General features: G+C 69.5%; 17 protein-coding genes. 7 read left to right on the forward strand and 10 right to left on the reverse strand.

Going from position 1 to position 12,709, the window contains the following annotated elements; genetic code table 11:
• Positions 1-149 precede the first annotated feature (149 nt).
• The 3 genes from AC0KTA_RS22495 (at position 150) to hutI (ending at position 4,110) form a co-directional block, all read left to right on the forward strand.
• Positions 150-1,352 carry an allantoate amidohydrolase gene (locus AC0KTA_RS22495; protein WP_481050026.1) on the forward strand — a complete coding sequence of 401 codons (1,203 nt, stop codon included), beginning with the start codon at positions 150-152 and terminating at the stop codon, positions 1,350-1,352.
• Positions 1,349-2,704: a formimidoylglutamate deiminase gene (locus tag AC0KTA_RS22500; protein ID WP_481056522.1), complete on the forward strand. Its 1,356-nt coding sequence runs from the start codon at positions 1,349-1,351 to the stop codon at positions 2,702-2,704. Before AC0KTA_RS22495 ends, AC0KTA_RS22500 begins: the two co-directional genes overlap by 4 nt.
• 233 nt (positions 2,705-2,937) lie before the next feature.
• Entirely contained in the window at positions 2,938-4,110 is a 1,173-nt protein-coding gene (gene hutI, locus AC0KTA_RS22505; protein WP_481050027.1) for an imidazolonepropionase, read from the forward strand.
• A gap of 2 nt (positions 4,111-4,112) precedes the next feature.
• Here the strand turns inward: hutI and AC0KTA_RS22510 are convergent, their stop codons facing one another.
• From AC0KTA_RS22510 to AC0KTA_RS22550, 9 genes are all read right to left on the reverse strand, one after another.
• Complete coding sequence (locus AC0KTA_RS22510; RefSeq protein WP_481050028.1) at positions 4,113-4,316, reverse strand: PIN domain-containing protein; 204 nt, start codon at positions 4,314-4,316, stop codon at positions 4,113-4,115.
• Positions 4,313-4,609 carry a type II toxin-antitoxin system Phd/YefM family antitoxin gene (locus tag AC0KTA_RS22515; protein ID WP_481050029.1) on the reverse strand — a complete coding sequence of 99 codons (297 nt, stop codon included), beginning with the start codon at positions 4,607-4,609 and terminating at the stop codon, positions 4,313-4,315. The genes AC0KTA_RS22510 and AC0KTA_RS22515 overlap by 4 nt, the downstream gene beginning before the upstream one ends.
• A gap of 78 nt (positions 4,610-4,687) precedes the next feature.
• Positions 4,688-5,182 (reverse strand): hypothetical protein, encoded by a 495-nt coding sequence (locus AC0KTA_RS22520; protein WP_481050030.1) that lies wholly within the window; start codon positions 5,180-5,182, stop codon positions 4,688-4,690.
• Positions 5,183-5,274: 92 nt separating this feature from the next.
• A complete protein-coding gene (locus AC0KTA_RS22525) occupies positions 5,275-5,508 on the reverse strand; it encodes a DUF397 domain-containing protein (protein WP_481050031.1) in 234 nt (77 codons plus the stop codon).
• 415 nt (positions 5,509-5,923) lie between these two features.
• Positions 5,924-6,757 carry a helix-turn-helix domain-containing protein gene (locus AC0KTA_RS22530; RefSeq protein ID WP_481050032.1) on the reverse strand — a complete coding sequence of 278 codons (834 nt, stop codon included), beginning with the start codon at positions 6,755-6,757 and terminating at the stop codon, positions 5,924-5,926.
• The gene (locus AC0KTA_RS22535; RefSeq protein ID WP_481050033.1) at positions 6,747-7,271 is read right to left on the reverse strand and encodes a DUF6879 family protein; all 525 of its coding nucleotides are present in this window, start codon (positions 7,269-7,271) and stop codon (positions 6,747-6,749) included. The genes AC0KTA_RS22530 and AC0KTA_RS22535 overlap by 11 nt, the downstream gene beginning before the upstream one ends.
• A complete protein-coding gene (locus AC0KTA_RS22540; RefSeq protein ID WP_481050034.1) occupies positions 7,255-7,464 on the reverse strand; it encodes a hypothetical protein in 210 nt (69 codons plus the stop codon). The genes AC0KTA_RS22535 and AC0KTA_RS22540 overlap by 17 nt, the downstream gene beginning before the upstream one ends.
• A 125-nt stretch (positions 7,465-7,589) precedes the next feature.
• Complete coding sequence (locus tag AC0KTA_RS22545; protein ID WP_481050035.1) at positions 7,590-7,805, reverse strand: DUF397 domain-containing protein; 216 nt, start codon at positions 7,803-7,805, stop codon at positions 7,590-7,592.
• A complete protein-coding gene (locus AC0KTA_RS22550; RefSeq protein WP_481050036.1) occupies positions 7,786-8,637 on the reverse strand; it encodes a helix-turn-helix domain-containing protein in 852 nt (283 codons plus the stop codon). The genes AC0KTA_RS22545 and AC0KTA_RS22550 overlap by 20 nt, the downstream gene beginning before the upstream one ends.
• Positions 8,638-8,751: 114 nt before the next feature.
• On the opposite strand from AC0KTA_RS22550, the gene AC0KTA_RS22555 reads away from it, so the two are divergent.
• Complete coding sequence (locus AC0KTA_RS22555) at positions 8,752-9,207, forward strand: ATP-binding protein (protein WP_481050037.1); 456 nt, start codon at positions 8,752-8,754, stop codon at positions 9,205-9,207.
• Entirely contained in the window at positions 9,204-9,902 is a 699-nt protein-coding gene (locus tag AC0KTA_RS22560; protein ID WP_481050038.1) for an aspartate/glutamate racemase family protein, read from the forward strand. The genes AC0KTA_RS22555 and AC0KTA_RS22560 overlap by 4 nt, the downstream gene beginning before the upstream one ends.
• Positions 9,903-9,980: 78 nt before the next feature.
• Here the strand turns inward: AC0KTA_RS22560 and AC0KTA_RS22565 are convergent, their stop codons facing one another.
• Positions 9,981-10,949 carry an RNA polymerase sigma factor SigF gene (locus AC0KTA_RS22565; protein WP_481056523.1) on the reverse strand — a complete coding sequence of 323 codons (969 nt, stop codon included), beginning with the start codon at positions 10,947-10,949 and terminating at the stop codon, positions 9,981-9,983.
• 306 nt (positions 10,950-11,255) lie between these two features.
• On the opposite strand from AC0KTA_RS22565, the gene AC0KTA_RS22570 reads away from it, so the two are divergent.
• A complete protein-coding gene (locus AC0KTA_RS22570) occupies positions 11,256-11,624 on the forward strand; it encodes an STAS domain-containing protein (RefSeq protein ID WP_481050039.1) in 369 nt (122 codons plus the stop codon).
• A gap of 296 nt (positions 11,625-11,920) precedes the next feature.
• The gene (locus AC0KTA_RS22575) at positions 11,921-12,430 is read left to right on the forward strand and encodes an ATP-binding protein (protein WP_481050040.1); all 510 of its coding nucleotides are present in this window, start codon (positions 11,921-11,923) and stop codon (positions 12,428-12,430) included.
• Positions 12,431-12,709 lie beyond the last annotated feature (279 nt).

Below are 12,709 nucleotides of genomic sequence, written 5' to 3' on the forward strand. Positions count from 1 at the left end.
ACGTTTCGGCCCGCCCTGGCGACGTTCCAGCCCGTCCGGCGATTGAGGACGAGCCGCGAAGCGGCGATACGGGGGTCCAGGGGGCGGAGCCCCCTGGTACGGGAAGGGGCGGGCTTGGGGAGCCCCCGGCAGGGCCCACCTTCCAGCAGATGTGGAACGACCTCCGCCCCATCGGCCGCGACCCCGAGTCGAACGGCTACCGCCGCTCCGCCTGGACAGGCGCCGACGCAGACTGCCGCACCTGGTTCCAGGAACAAGCGGAAACCCGAGGCCTGACGTACGAGACGGACCGCAACGGCAACCAGTGGGCGTGGCTCGGCGACCCGGCCGCCGGGGACGCCGTGGTCACCGGCTCCCACCTGGACTCCGTCCCCGACGGAGGCGCCTTCGACGGCCCTCTGGGCGTCGTGTCGTCCTTCGCGGCGCTGGACGAACTCCGCGCCAGAGGAGCGAAGTTCACCAGACCCCTCGCCATCACGAACTTCGGCGACGAGGAGGGCGCCCGCTTCGGCCTGGCCTGCGTAGGCTCCCGCCTCACCGCGGGCAAGCTGACTCGCGAAGCGGCGTACGAGCTGCGCGACGCGGACGGAGTCAGCCTGCCGGAGGCGATGGAGGCGGCGGGCTACGACCCGTCGACGATCGGCCCGGACCCCGAACGCCTCGCCCGCGTGGGCGCGTTCGTGGAGCTGCACGTGGAACAGGGCCGGGCCCTGGACCTGTCCGGCGACCCCGTGGGCATCGCCAGCGCCATCTGGCCGCACGGCCGCTGGCGCTTCGACTTCCGCGGCGAGGCCAACCACGCGGGCACCACCCGCCTGGTGGACCGCAGGGACCCGATGCTGTCGTACGCCGAGACGGTCCTGGCCGCCCGCCGCGAGGCCGAACTCGCGGGCGCGGTCGCCACCTTCGGCAAGATCGCGGTCGAGCCGAACGGCGTGAACGCCATCCCGTCCCTGGTCCGCGGCTGGCTGGACTCGCGCGCCGCCGACCAGGACACCCTCGACACGGTGGTGACCGCGATCGAGAAGGCGGCCCACGACTACGCCGACCGGCACGGCATCGACCTCGCCGTCGTCCGGGAGTCCTTCACGCCGGTCGTGGAGTTCCAGCACGCGCTGCGCGACGAACTGGGCGCGGTCCTGCGCGAGCGCACCGGCCGGGACGTCCCCGTCCTCGGCACCGGCGCCGGGCACGACGCGGGCATTTTGTCCGAGTCGGTCCCCACCGCCATGCTGTTCGTACGCAACCCGACCGGCGTCTCGCACTCGCCCGCCGAGCACGCCACCGAGGACGACTGCCTGGCCGGGGTGCGCGCACTGGCCGACGTACTGGAGGGTCTCGCGTGCCGCTGACGCACACGTACTGGGCGGAACACGCCTGGCTGGAGCGGAACGTCGAGCCCGGCGTGGCGCTCGACGTCGGCGCGGACGGCCGGATCGCCGCCGTCCGCACGGGAGTCGACGCCGCGCCGCCCGGCGCGACCGTCCTGCGCGGCCTGACGCTGCCCGGCCTCGCCAACACCCACTCGCACGCCTTCCACCGCGCCCTGCGTTCCACCGTCCAGGTCGGCAGCGGCACGTTCTGGACGTGGCGGGAGGTCATGTACTCCGTGGCGGACCGCCTCACCCCGGAGACGTACCACGCCCTCGCGCGGGCGGTGTACGCGGAGATGGCGCTGGCCGGCGTGACGGCCGTGGGCGAGTTCCACTACCTGCACCACGCGCCCGGTGGGACGCCTTACGCCGACCCGAACGCGATGGGCGAGGCCCTGATCGCCGCGGCGGCCGACGCGGGCATCCGCATCACGCTCCTCGACACGGCGTACGTCGCCTCGGGGCTGCGCGGCCCGGCGGAGGGCGAGCCGCCGAACCGCCACCAGCTCCGCTTCTCCGACGGCACGACGGAGAAATGGGCCGAGCGGGTTTCGGCCCTCAAGGAGGGTGACCGCGAGCACGTGCGCATCGGCGCGGCCATCCACTCCGTACGGGCCGTGCCCGCGCGGCAGTTGGGCACCGTCGCCGAGTGGGCCGCCTCGCACGACGCGCCGCTGCACGTCCACCTCTCCGAGCAGACCGCCGAGAACGACGCCTGCCTCGCCGTGCACGGGTGCACGCCGACGCGGCTGCTCGCCGACCACGGCGTGCTCGGCGCGCGCACCACCGGCGTCCACAACACCCACCTCACGGACTCCGACATCGCGCTCCTCGGCGGCTCCGGCACCGGCACCTGCATGTGCCCGACCACCGAACGCGACCTCGCCGACGGCATCGGCCCCGCCCCCGCCCTCCAGCGGGCCGGCAGCCCGCTGTCCCTCGGCAGCGACAGCCACGCCGTCATCGACCTCTTCGAAGAGGCCCGCGCGATGGAGCTGAACGAACGCCTCCGTACGCGCACCCGCGGCCATTGGACGGCCGCCTCGCTCCTGCGCGCCGCCTCCGCCGACGGTCACGCCGCCCTCGGCTGGGCCGACGCCGGTTCCCTCGAAACCGGCGCCCTCGCCGACTTCACCACCGTCGCCCTCGACTCCGTCCGCACCGCCGGGGCGGTGCCGCGGCTCGCGGCGGAGGTGGCGGTGTTCGCCGCCTCCGCGGTGGATGTCCGGCACACGGTGGTGGGCGGCCGCCACGTGGTCCGCGACGGCGCCCACACGTTGATCCCGGACGTGCCGTCGGCATTGGCAGAGGCGGTGGGCACGCTGCGCTGAGCATTCCCAACCCCGCCCCTTCCCGTAACCAGGGGGCTCCGCCCCCTGGACCCCCCCCGTATCGCCGCTCCGCGGCTCGTCCTCAATCGCCGGACGGGCTGAGAATGTGCGGCTGAGTTCCAGCCCCTCCGGCGTTTGAGGAGCGGGGGTCTGGGGGCGGAGCCCCCAGTTTCGGGAAGGGGCGGGATTGGGGAAACCGCCGGAGGCATCCCCACCCACCCACGGACAGGATCATGACCACGACCACCGTCATCACCAACATCTCCAGCCTCGTCACCAACGACCCCGCCCTCGGCGAGGGACCCCTCGGCCTCGTCGAGAACGCCGCCGTAGTCCTGGACGGCGAAACCGTCGCGTGGGTGGGCCCCGCCGCCAAGGCCCCCGCGGCGGACGAGACGCACGACGCGGAGGGCCGCGCGGCCATCCCCGGCTTCGTGGACTCCCACTCCCACCTCCTCTTCGCAGGCGACCGCACCAAGGAGTTCAACGCCCGCATGGAGGGCCGCCCGTACGAGGCGGGCGGCATCCGCACCACGGTGGCGGCGACCCGCGCCGCCACGGACGCGGACCTGGAGGCGAACCTCACCCGCTACCTCCGCGAGGCCCTGCGCCAGGGCACGACGACGTTCGAGACGAAGTCGGGGTACGGCCTGACGACCGAGGACGAGGCCCGCGCCCTGCGCATCGCGGCCCGCCACACGGACGAGGTGACGTTCATGGGCGCGCACATCGTGTCGCCGGACTACGCCGAGGACCCGGCGGCGTACGTCGCACTCGTCACCGGCGAGATGCTGGAGGCGTGCGCCCCGCACGCCCGGTGGGTCGACGTGTTCTGCGAGAAGGGGGCGTTCGACGGCGACCAGGCGCGGGCGATCCTGAGCGCCGGGAAGGCGAAGGGCCTGCACCCGCGCGTACACGCCAACCAGCTCAGCTACGGCCCCGGCGTGCAGCTAGCCGTGGAGCTGGACGCGGCGAGCGCGGACCACTGCACGCACCTGACGGACGCGGACGTCGACGCCCTGGCGAACAGCGGGACGGTGGCGACGCTCCTCCCCGGCGCGGAGTTCTCCACCCGCGCCGAGTGGCCCGACGCCCGCCGCCTCCTCGACGCGGGCGCCACGGTCGCCCTCTCCACGGACTGCAACCCGGGTTCGTCCTTCACCTCGTCGGTGCCCTTCTGCATCGCCCTGGCCGTACGGGACATGGGGATGACCCCGGACGAGGCCCTCTGGTCGGCCACGGCGGGCGGCGCGGCAGCCCTGCGCCGCACGGACATCGGCCACCTCACCCCGGGCACCCGCGCCGACCTGACCCTCCTGGACGCCCCGAGCCACGTCCACCTGGCGTACCGGCCGGGAGTCCCGCTGGTCAGCGAGGTGTGGCGGGGCGGGGCGCTGGTGGGCTGACCCTATGCTCCCGGCGATTCCACCGGGAGCCCACGCTCGGCGGCGGCCGCGGCCAGGCGCTTGTCGTACGTGACGAACGCGGTCAGCGCATGCTCCAGATACTCCGCGCTCGCCAAGTGAATCGCGTCGAGGCTGCGCAGATGGCGAGTGGGGAACATCCCGGCCGCACGCAGCACGGGGTCGGCGCAGGAGTCGAGGTAGATCACCGGTCCTCTTCCTCGCGCATCTGCAGCAGCACCTCGGAGAGCTTCGACGGTACTCCCGGACGAGCGGGCAGCGGTTCCCAGTCACCGAGCCCGCGAGCGGAGGAGGCATTGTCGGCGTCGACCGTTCCCGTGCGGATGAGGTCCCCCAGCACTCGCTGCTCCGGGTCAGGAGGGCCGAGCACCGCGATCAGACGGCCGTTGCGAGTGATCTCCACCCGCTCACCGGCGGCTACGCGGTCGACGAGCTCGCTGGCATGCTGCTGGAGCTGGCGGATGGGGACGCGTGTGGTCATACAGCCACGCTACGAGCGCTGTGCGTCGACTGCCAGGAATGTGCATCAGGACCACCCTCCACACGGATATCGGCCGCCTCACCCCGGGCGTCCGCATCCACTGACGGCCCTTGCGGGGCAGGCCAGTTCGGGGACTGAGCGATTCGGGGAGCAACACACCACGGCCAGGGACAGGAACGACGGCCGTTCCAGGTAATAGCCGTGGGACACGTCCCCGCCCAGCCCCAGCCGTTCGGCGGCGGAGTCGACGAGCATCGCGAGGCACGCACGATCTCGGTCGGCTTCGGAGCCGAACCGAGGCGCGTACTCGGCCAGCCGCTCCCCGAGCCAGACTGCGGCTTCCTTGGGTTCCTCCCACGTACCTCGAATCAGCTTCTCCGGCTTGACCAGCCAGTACGCCGTTTCCAGGGGTGGCAGGTCGACGACGGGGAACTCCGCGCTCACCTCCCGGTGGCGTTGGATCAGCTGGGGACGGCTGCCGTCCGAGGGCGGATGCGGGGGCGGAGGCCGACGCAGGGCCTCGTCGTCGAAGCGTTGCTTCGGGCCGGTCCACAGGTAGCCGTGGTGGTGCAACTGTCGTCCCCTTCGGGGAGTGCAGAGCGATGGAGTCCGGCCGGTCCCCGCCTCGTGGAGGGATCGGAGCCCGGCCGGAGGCACATGAGGGGTCAGGCGGAGAGCCCGAACCTCGCCGGGTCGATACCGGCCGCCTTCAGCTCGGCCGTGGTGAAGCGCAGCGGCGTGACGTCGGGCCGCTTGCTGTCACCCACCGCCCAAGCGCCATCGCCGATCTTGGCGAGGGTTACGCACGATTCGCCGTCCGGGTGCGTGTTGCCTCCGCACGCCTTGCTGAACACGGTGGCCTCGGAGAGGGGGAGGCCGTACAGGTCGGTTCCGGGCATGGTTCACCTTCCGTTGTGGGATTAAGCGGATCGGTGGACTCAGAATCGGCCGGGGCTGTCCTTCGGAACCACGGTCACGCCGGGGCAGGGGCCGAAGCGCTGCCCCGTAGCAGTTCGTGGAGAGCCGATCTCGCGTCACCCAGGGCATCAGCCAAGTTGTCGCGCAGGAGCTCCGCCTCCGAGGGCAGCAGCACCATTTCTGTGTCCGCCACATGCCGACCGTTCTTCGTCAGCCACATCGGAACTCTGATGTTCCTGGCCTCGTCTTTGTATGCCGGGCGGCTGGGGATGGGGTCCATCCGCCAACCCTTCGGCGGGAGCGGGTCACTTGGGCTTCTCTGATCGGTCGGCATGGGGAAATTCTCGACCGCTCAGTACGGAGACTCCAGCATTATTCGTGTTGTGCGGTAGAAGATCAAGAACGGCAGGCGGTGGCCCATTCTCCGAGTAGCGCCCGGGCTTCTTCGTCGAACAAGGCATGACGCTCGTACAGGCCGAACACTTCAAGGTGTTCCGCGATATCCCTGGCGTCCTGGAACACTATGCGCCCTGTGAACGTCTCGACGGTGACCAGTCGTTGGTTGTAGATCGTGAAAGTGTTCATCGGGCCGCGCCCAACAACCGTTCCCGGGGGGATGATGCCGATACGTACGTGAGGGAGACGAGACATGGAGATGAGGCGGTCGATCTGTACGGCCATCGCCGAATGCGGGACCACGGCCCATCTCGCGGCCTGTTCCGTCAACAGGAACGTAAACCGTTTCGCGGTGTCGTAGAGGATCGCTTGCCGCTCCAGCTTTCTGGCCACCGTCTTGGAGGTGTCCACCGGCGAGTGGCCCAGGCTGGCCCTGATGTACTCGGGCGTGGCCAGGAGCCCGGTCACCATCGCCGGTAGGAAGTAGCGGAGTGTCGTGGCTTCCGCTTCAAGGCCGGCCAGCTCTGCTTGCCGCTTTTCCAATCCTCTTCGCCACGATGCACGCTTACCCTGCCACTCCGTATGGGCGAGCCGGGCGAGAGCGGCCACTTCCGCCACGAGTTCCGGGGGCGCTTCAAGAGCTCTGAGGATCAACTCGACATCGACGAGCCCCGGTGTGATGCGGCCTGTTTCAATATTGCTGAGCTTGGTTTGGGACATGTTGCAGCGCTGAGCGAGCCAGACCTGCGTACGGCCGGCCCGCTTGCGCATGGCACGGAGTGTTTCCGCCAGATCAGCCTTTGACTGGCCCAGCTGCCCGGGGTCAAACGTCAAGGCCCTTCACGTACTCCTCGAAGGGCACGGCGTGCTCCAGGGCTATGCGCTTCCACTCCCGGTAAGGGGCTGGATCACCCTCGTACGCCTCGCGATTGATCTGGGTACCGTCCGGCCGGAAATTCAGATGGGCGATGCGGGATTCGTCGAACATCCACCAGTCGCGCCCTGAGAGCGGCAAGCCGTAGTTCTCCCGTGTCACGTCCAGGACTCGAATGTCCTCGCCCGCCGAGATGTTGCCGGGGATGCCCCACGCGAATTGGTATCGCTGGTAGTCGGTCAGCGGTCGGCGGACGATGCGCACGCGGCCGATGCGCCTGCCGGACTCGACGTACCCGCGCACTCGTTCATGCCAGCGGTTGTTGTGGTCGGGGGGCTTGGCCTCGCCCCGCAGGAAGCGGGCAACGTTCTCTTGCTCTGTGGGCATGGTGTACGTCGGCTGGGCCTCGAACCGCCAGGCTTCCCGCTCGAAGGCGTCGAAGAACCTACGCCAGTCCTCACCACCCAAGAGCACGGACAGCCTCCCTCAGAACGTCCTCGGGGATCTCCACCAGGCCTTCTCCGGTGGGCGGGACGAAAGCGTCGGACAGGCCTCCCTGGACAACGAAGGAACCGCTCTTGGTCCGGTAGACGTTCGGGCAATCGTCGTCGTCACAATCGGGTCCGCTGACACTGCCGGTAAGGCGGGTCAGTTCCTCACGCGCCATCGTCGCCTCCTTTGGCACAGGGCTGCTCCCTGCCGCCACGAGGACGGTAGGGCGGCCGAAGGAGCCTGGTCTACGGCGCAACGCCGATATTCGCGTTGTCGGGTAGACGATCTGAATGTGCTTCCTCAGAAGGACAGCTCACCCTTCGCGACAGCGGTGACGAAGGGCGTCCACGCGATCGCGGGGATCAGGAGGGCGGGCCCGTCCGTGACCTTGGAGTCCCGGAGGGGGACGACGCCGGGGAGGCCGTCGGCTATCTCGACGCAGTCGCCACCGGTGCCGTTGCTGTAGTTGCTCTTGCGCCAGACGGCCGTGCTCAAGTCAATCTCGTGGCTTGCCATTTCGGTAATCCTCAGCCGCATCCTCGATCATGACCAGGGACGCCTCAGGCGGCAGTGCGGCGGCCCTGAGCAGATCGTACGACCCTCGGTACTGCTTCACGAGCGGTGGGTAGTCAATGAGTTGGCCGCTGTGGAGGCACTCTGTGTACACCACTGGAGGGGCATCCGGGAAGGTCATGACCTTGGCCATGCCCATCATGAGCGGGTGTGCGGCGGTCGTTTCCGGAACGATCTGCAAAATTGAACCGGTGGTCTTGACCACCTCGGCAATGTGCTCCAGCAGTTCGGCCATCTGCTCTGGTGGGAGTGCTCGGCGGCGGATCACTGACTCATCCAGGATCGCCCAGTACTCCGGAGGCTGCTCCCGCTGGAAGAGCTCGGCCCGTTCGATCCGGGCGTCCACCTTCTTCTCGACCTCATCGCCCGAGGCCCGGGGCATTGCCGCCCGTACGATCGCGCGTGCGTATGCCGGGGTTTGCAGCAACCCGGGCACGATCATCGGTGCCCACTCCTCGATGGACTCCGCATACCGCTCCATCTCCGCGACATCCGCGAAGTACTCGGCGTGACCGCCCTGCCGGGCCTTGCGCGCGTCTTCACAACGACGTTGGAAAAAGCCGTCCGTCTGAAGCTTCGCGTCGACGTGCTGGGCCAGATCGAACGGCATGCGTCGCTCGCCGCGCTCGATCTGGCTGAGGAAGGGGATACCGCGGTAGCTGCCTTCAGCCAGGCGTTCGAGGGTGAGGCCCGCCGCCTCCCTTTTGAAGCGCAACTCCGCGCCGTAGAAGGCCGGAACGCTCGCCGACGCGTCGGGATCCTTACGAGGGGGCACAACTCACCACCGCCATTTACCAGTTGCCGTGCGCAACCCAAACCTCTGTCACGTTACGTCGCCCGACGCCACTGTGTGATCAATTCATCACAGAGCGCACGGAAGGTGTACCCCATGCACGACCCAGGCCCAGGCCCAGGCCCAGACCCAGGCCCAGACCCCGCCCCCGACTTCGAACTCGCCCTGCTCGCCGTCCCCAAAGCGGTCCCCGAACTCCGCCGTACCCTGAGCCGCCATCCGTACGGCGGCCCCCACCCCGACGTACAACTCTGCGTCAGCGAACTGCTCAGCAACGTGATCCGCCACCTCGGCGAGGGCACCCCGGTGACCGTCCGCGTCACCGGGGAGCCCGGCGGCGGCCGGATCCGCGTGGCCGTCACCGATCCCGACCCGCGCGTCTGGCCCGTGCTCCGCGAGGCGGCGGGGGACGACGAGACGGGGCGCGGCCTGGCGCTCCTTGACGCGGTCTCGCTGCGCTGGGGCGTGGACCAGGGGGCCGACAGCAAGACAGTCTGGTGCGAGCTGAGGGGAGAGCGGCACCGTCCCGCGAGTGCCATCCTTGCCCCATGAAGACCATCGGCCTCATCGGCGGCATGAGCTGGGAGTCCAGCGCCGAGTACTACCGGCTGCTCAACGAACTCGTGCGGGAGCGGCTCGGTGGGCTGCACTCCGCGCGGTGCGTCCTGCACTCCGTGGACTTCGCGGAGATCGAGCGGCTGCAGGTCGCGGGGGAGTGGGAGCGGGCCGGGGACGTGCTCGCCGGTGCCGCCAAGGGACTTGAGGCGGCCGGTGCGGAGCTCGTGCTGATCTGCACCAACACCATGCACAAGGTCGCGGGGCAGGTGGAGAGCGCCCTGTCCGTGCCGCTGCTGCACCTCGGAGACGCCACCGCGGAGGCCGTGCGGGCGGCGGGGGTGCGGCGCGTCGGGCTGCTCGGCACCGCGTTCACGATGGAGCAGGACTTCTATCGGGACCGGCTGGCGGGGCATGGGCTTGAGGTCCTCGTGCCGGACGAGGCGGGGCGGGACGTCGTCCATCGCGTGATCTATGAGGAGTTGTGTCTCGGTGTCGTACGCGAGGAGTCCCGTGCCGCCTACCAGGAGGTCATCGCCGAGCTCGTGCGGCGCGGCGCGCAGGGTGTGATTCTCGGCTGCACGGAGATCGAGTTGCTCATCAAGTCCGAGCACAGCCCGGTGCCGGTCTTCCCGACGACCCGGCTGCACGCGGAGGCGGCGGTCGAGGCGGCCCTGGCCCGGCCCGCCTGACGAAACGACTGTGGGGCCCGCCTCCTCAACAGGCGGACCCCACAAGGCCGTTCAGCGCCAGCACAGCGCAGCGCCGTGTCACTCCTCTACCGTCAGCCCCTTGCGGAGCCTGACAAGCGTCCGCGAAAGCAGCCGCGACACGTGCATCTGCGAGATGCCCAGCTCCTCGCCGATCTCCGACTGCGTCATGTTCGCGACGAAGCGCAGCGAGAGGATCTTCCGGTCCCGGGACGGGAGTTCGGCGATCAGCGGCTTGAGGGACTCGACGTACTCGATGCCCTCCAGGCCGTGGTCCTCATAGCCGATGCGGTCGGCGAGGGCGCCCTCGGAGTCGTCCTCCTCGGGCTGGGCGTCGAGCGAGCTCGCGGTGTAGGCGTTGGACGCCGCCATGCCCTCGACGACCTCGTCGTTCGAGATGCCGAGGCGCTCGGCGAGTTCGGCCACTGTCGGCGCGCGGTCGAACTTCTGGGCCAGCTCGTCGCCCGCCTTGGCCAGGTCGAGGCGGAGCTCCTGGAGCCTGCGCGGGACGCGCACCGACCACGACGTGTCGCGGAAGAAGCGCTTGATCTCACCGACGATGGTCGGCATCGCGAAGGTGGGGAACTCGACGCCGCGGCTGAGCTCGAAGCGGTCGATCGCCTTGATCAGGCCGATGGTGCCGACCTGGATGATGTCCTCCATCGGCTCGCTGCGGGAGCGGAACCGGGAGGCCGCGAACTTCACCAGGGCGAGGTTCAGTTCGACCAGGGTGTTGCGGACGTACGCGTATTCGTGGGTGCCTTCTTCGAGGGACTCGAGCCGTTCGAAGAGAGTCTTGGACAGGGCCCGCGCATCCAGTGGCCCCACCTCGTCGTACGGGGGGATCTCGGGGAGCCCCTCAAGGCTCTCGTGCAGCTCACCGGCGCCGGCGAGCGGGGGCTCGGCCATGGCGGCGATGGCGGTCGGCGCGGCTTCCTGGGCGGGACCCGGGATCTCGGTGTCGGTGCGGTTCGGCGGGGGTGTCGACGTCGCTTGGTCAGTACGCGATTCGTCGAGCCGGGGTGACATGGTCTCCTCCATCGTTCTCGGCATATGGCTGCCGATGCCACTACGTGCACTGCGGTGTGCGGCGCCTCCATGGCCGTCCGTGTCGATTGATGTCTCTTCTACCCCTACCCGCTTCCGCGTCGGAGTCGCAAGTGCGGTCCGTGGCGAAATGTCCGAATTCGGGGGGATGTTCGGGTACCCCCGGCCGTAGGGAAGGCGTAATGTTCAAGGGCGTCATCGCGTGTCGGAATACACAGGCGAGCGCGCGGGCAACACCCCACGACTTGCAAGCAACAGCCCACGACTTGTCGGGAAGAGAGTGACGGCATGGACCGCGGGACGGTCGGCAGCGCACACCGAGGCCGGCTTCTGGTCGAAGTCCGAAAAGAGGGCCGCAGCGCCGTCGTGACTCCGGCGGGTGAGTTGGATCACCACACCGCCGACCTGTTGCGAGAGCCGCTGGAGGCCTGTGTCGACGACGGCTTCGCACGCCTCGTGATCGACTGCTCACGGCTCGAGTTCTGTGACTCGACGGGGCTGAACGTGCTCCTCGGGGCCCGGCTCAAGGCCGAGGCCGAGGGGGGTGGAGTCCATCTGGCCGGGATGCTGCCGGTGGTGGCCCGAGTGTTCGAGATCACTGGCGCCGATGCCGTCTTCACCGTCCACGAAACGCTCGAAGCGGCACTCGCCGAGTAGCCCAGGTGACTCTCCGTGCATGGCGTGAAGAGTTACGCGTCAGTTGTCGCTGTGTGATCGATGCGTTACCAGCGTCACACGGATCGTGCCGAATCCATGGGTGTCCGCACGGATCGGCCGGGCAGGAGTCACTCTGAGTCCGTCGTCCACATCCATCAAGTCATTCATCAAGTCAAAGTCAGATCGAAGTCGGAACGGCAAGCGGCCGGGACGCATCCGGGCGGGCGGGGGTCCGCCACCGGGGGCCTGCGCACTCGTCACTTGTCCAGTCCTCTTGTCGGTGAGGTGAAGTGCTGATGAGCACCACCCGGCCTTACTCGCCGGGCGACCGTGGCCCGGAGTCGGAGGCCGCCGTCGCGGCTGTTCCCGCGTCCGCGGCCACCCCGGAGTCCGGGGGCCGCCAGGTCCGCAGGCTGTGCCTGAACGGGGCCAGCGGCGTTGTGCCCCTGTCGCGCGACTTCACCCGGGAGGCGCTGCACGCCTGGGGCTGGCTGCCCGCGGCCGGCGCCGACCGGCGCGCCGCCGCCGAGGACGTGCTGCTCGTCGTCTCCGAGCTGGTCACCAACGCGTGCCTGCACGCGGAAGGGCCCGAGGAGCTCTGGCTCAGCTGCGACGGCAAGGTGCTGCGCGTCGAGGTCTCCGACCGCGGCGCCGGCCAGCCCGCGCCCCGCACCCCGCACCGCGCGGGGCGGCCCGGCGGTCACGGGATGTTCATCGTGCAGCGGCTCTGTTTGGACTGGGGGGTCGTTCGTACGCCGGGTTCGGCAGGCAAGACGGTGTGGGCCGAGCTGGGCGCCCCCTGTTAGTTCGGGGGGCCGGACCGCTTGCCGCCTGCCCGGCCGGGGTTCCGGCGCATTCGCCTCCCGGGGCCGTGGCTGCCGCTGATCGCGCTTCGCGCTCGTCCTCAATCTCCCCCAAGCTCTTAAGGAGCAGGGAGGGACCCCCTCGACGGGCTGAATCCTCCCCCCGTCTCCTCAAGTTCCTCCACGCGTCGGATCATCACGGATCCGGCGCGTCCTTTGTCTTCCCTCGGCAAGGCCCCGGGCGTACCTTGACGGCCAATCTGATGTGCCGTCAGTAAATTC

The sequence above is a fragment of the Streptomyces sp. Y309 genome, assembly GCF_056712025.1.

Coding starts and splice junctions, on each gene's coding strand:
- AC0KTA_RS22515 (WP_481050029.1), bottom strand. CDS start 4,609: ATGACCACACGCGTCCCCATCCGCCAGCTCCAGCAGCATGCCAGCGAG.
- AC0KTA_RS22575 (WP_481050040.1), top strand. CDS start 11,921: ATGAGCACCACCCGGCCTTACTCGCCGGGCGACCGTGGCCCGGAGTCG.
- AC0KTA_RS22525 (WP_481050031.1), bottom strand. CDS start 5,508: ATGCCCGGAACCGACCTGTACGGCCTCCCCCTCTCCGAGGCCACCGTG.
- AC0KTA_RS22540 (WP_481050034.1), bottom strand. CDS start 7,464: ATGGCGCGTGAGGAACTGACCCGCCTTACCGGCAGTGTCAGCGGACCC.
- AC0KTA_RS22495 (WP_481050026.1), top strand. CDS start 150: ATGTGGAACGACCTCCGCCCCATCGGCCGCGACCCCGAGTCGAACGGC.
- AC0KTA_RS22565 (WP_481056523.1), bottom strand. CDS start 10,949: ATGTCACCCCGGCTCGACGAATCGCGTACTGACCAAGCGACGTCGACA.
- AC0KTA_RS22545 (WP_481050035.1), bottom strand. CDS start 7,805: ATGGCAAGCCACGAGATTGACTTGAGCACGGCCGTCTGGCGCAAGAGC.
- AC0KTA_RS22560 (WP_481050038.1), top strand. CDS start 9,204: ATGAAGACCATCGGCCTCATCGGCGGCATGAGCTGGGAGTCCAGCGCC.
- AC0KTA_RS22555 (WP_481050037.1), top strand. CDS start 8,752: ATGCACGACCCAGGCCCAGGCCCAGGCCCAGACCCAGGCCCAGACCCC.
- hutI (WP_481050027.1), top strand. CDS start 2,938: ATGACCACGACCACCGTCATCACCAACATCTCCAGCCTCGTCACCAAC.
- AC0KTA_RS22570 (WP_481050039.1), top strand. CDS start 11,256: ATGGACCGCGGGACGGTCGGCAGCGCACACCGAGGCCGGCTTCTGGTC.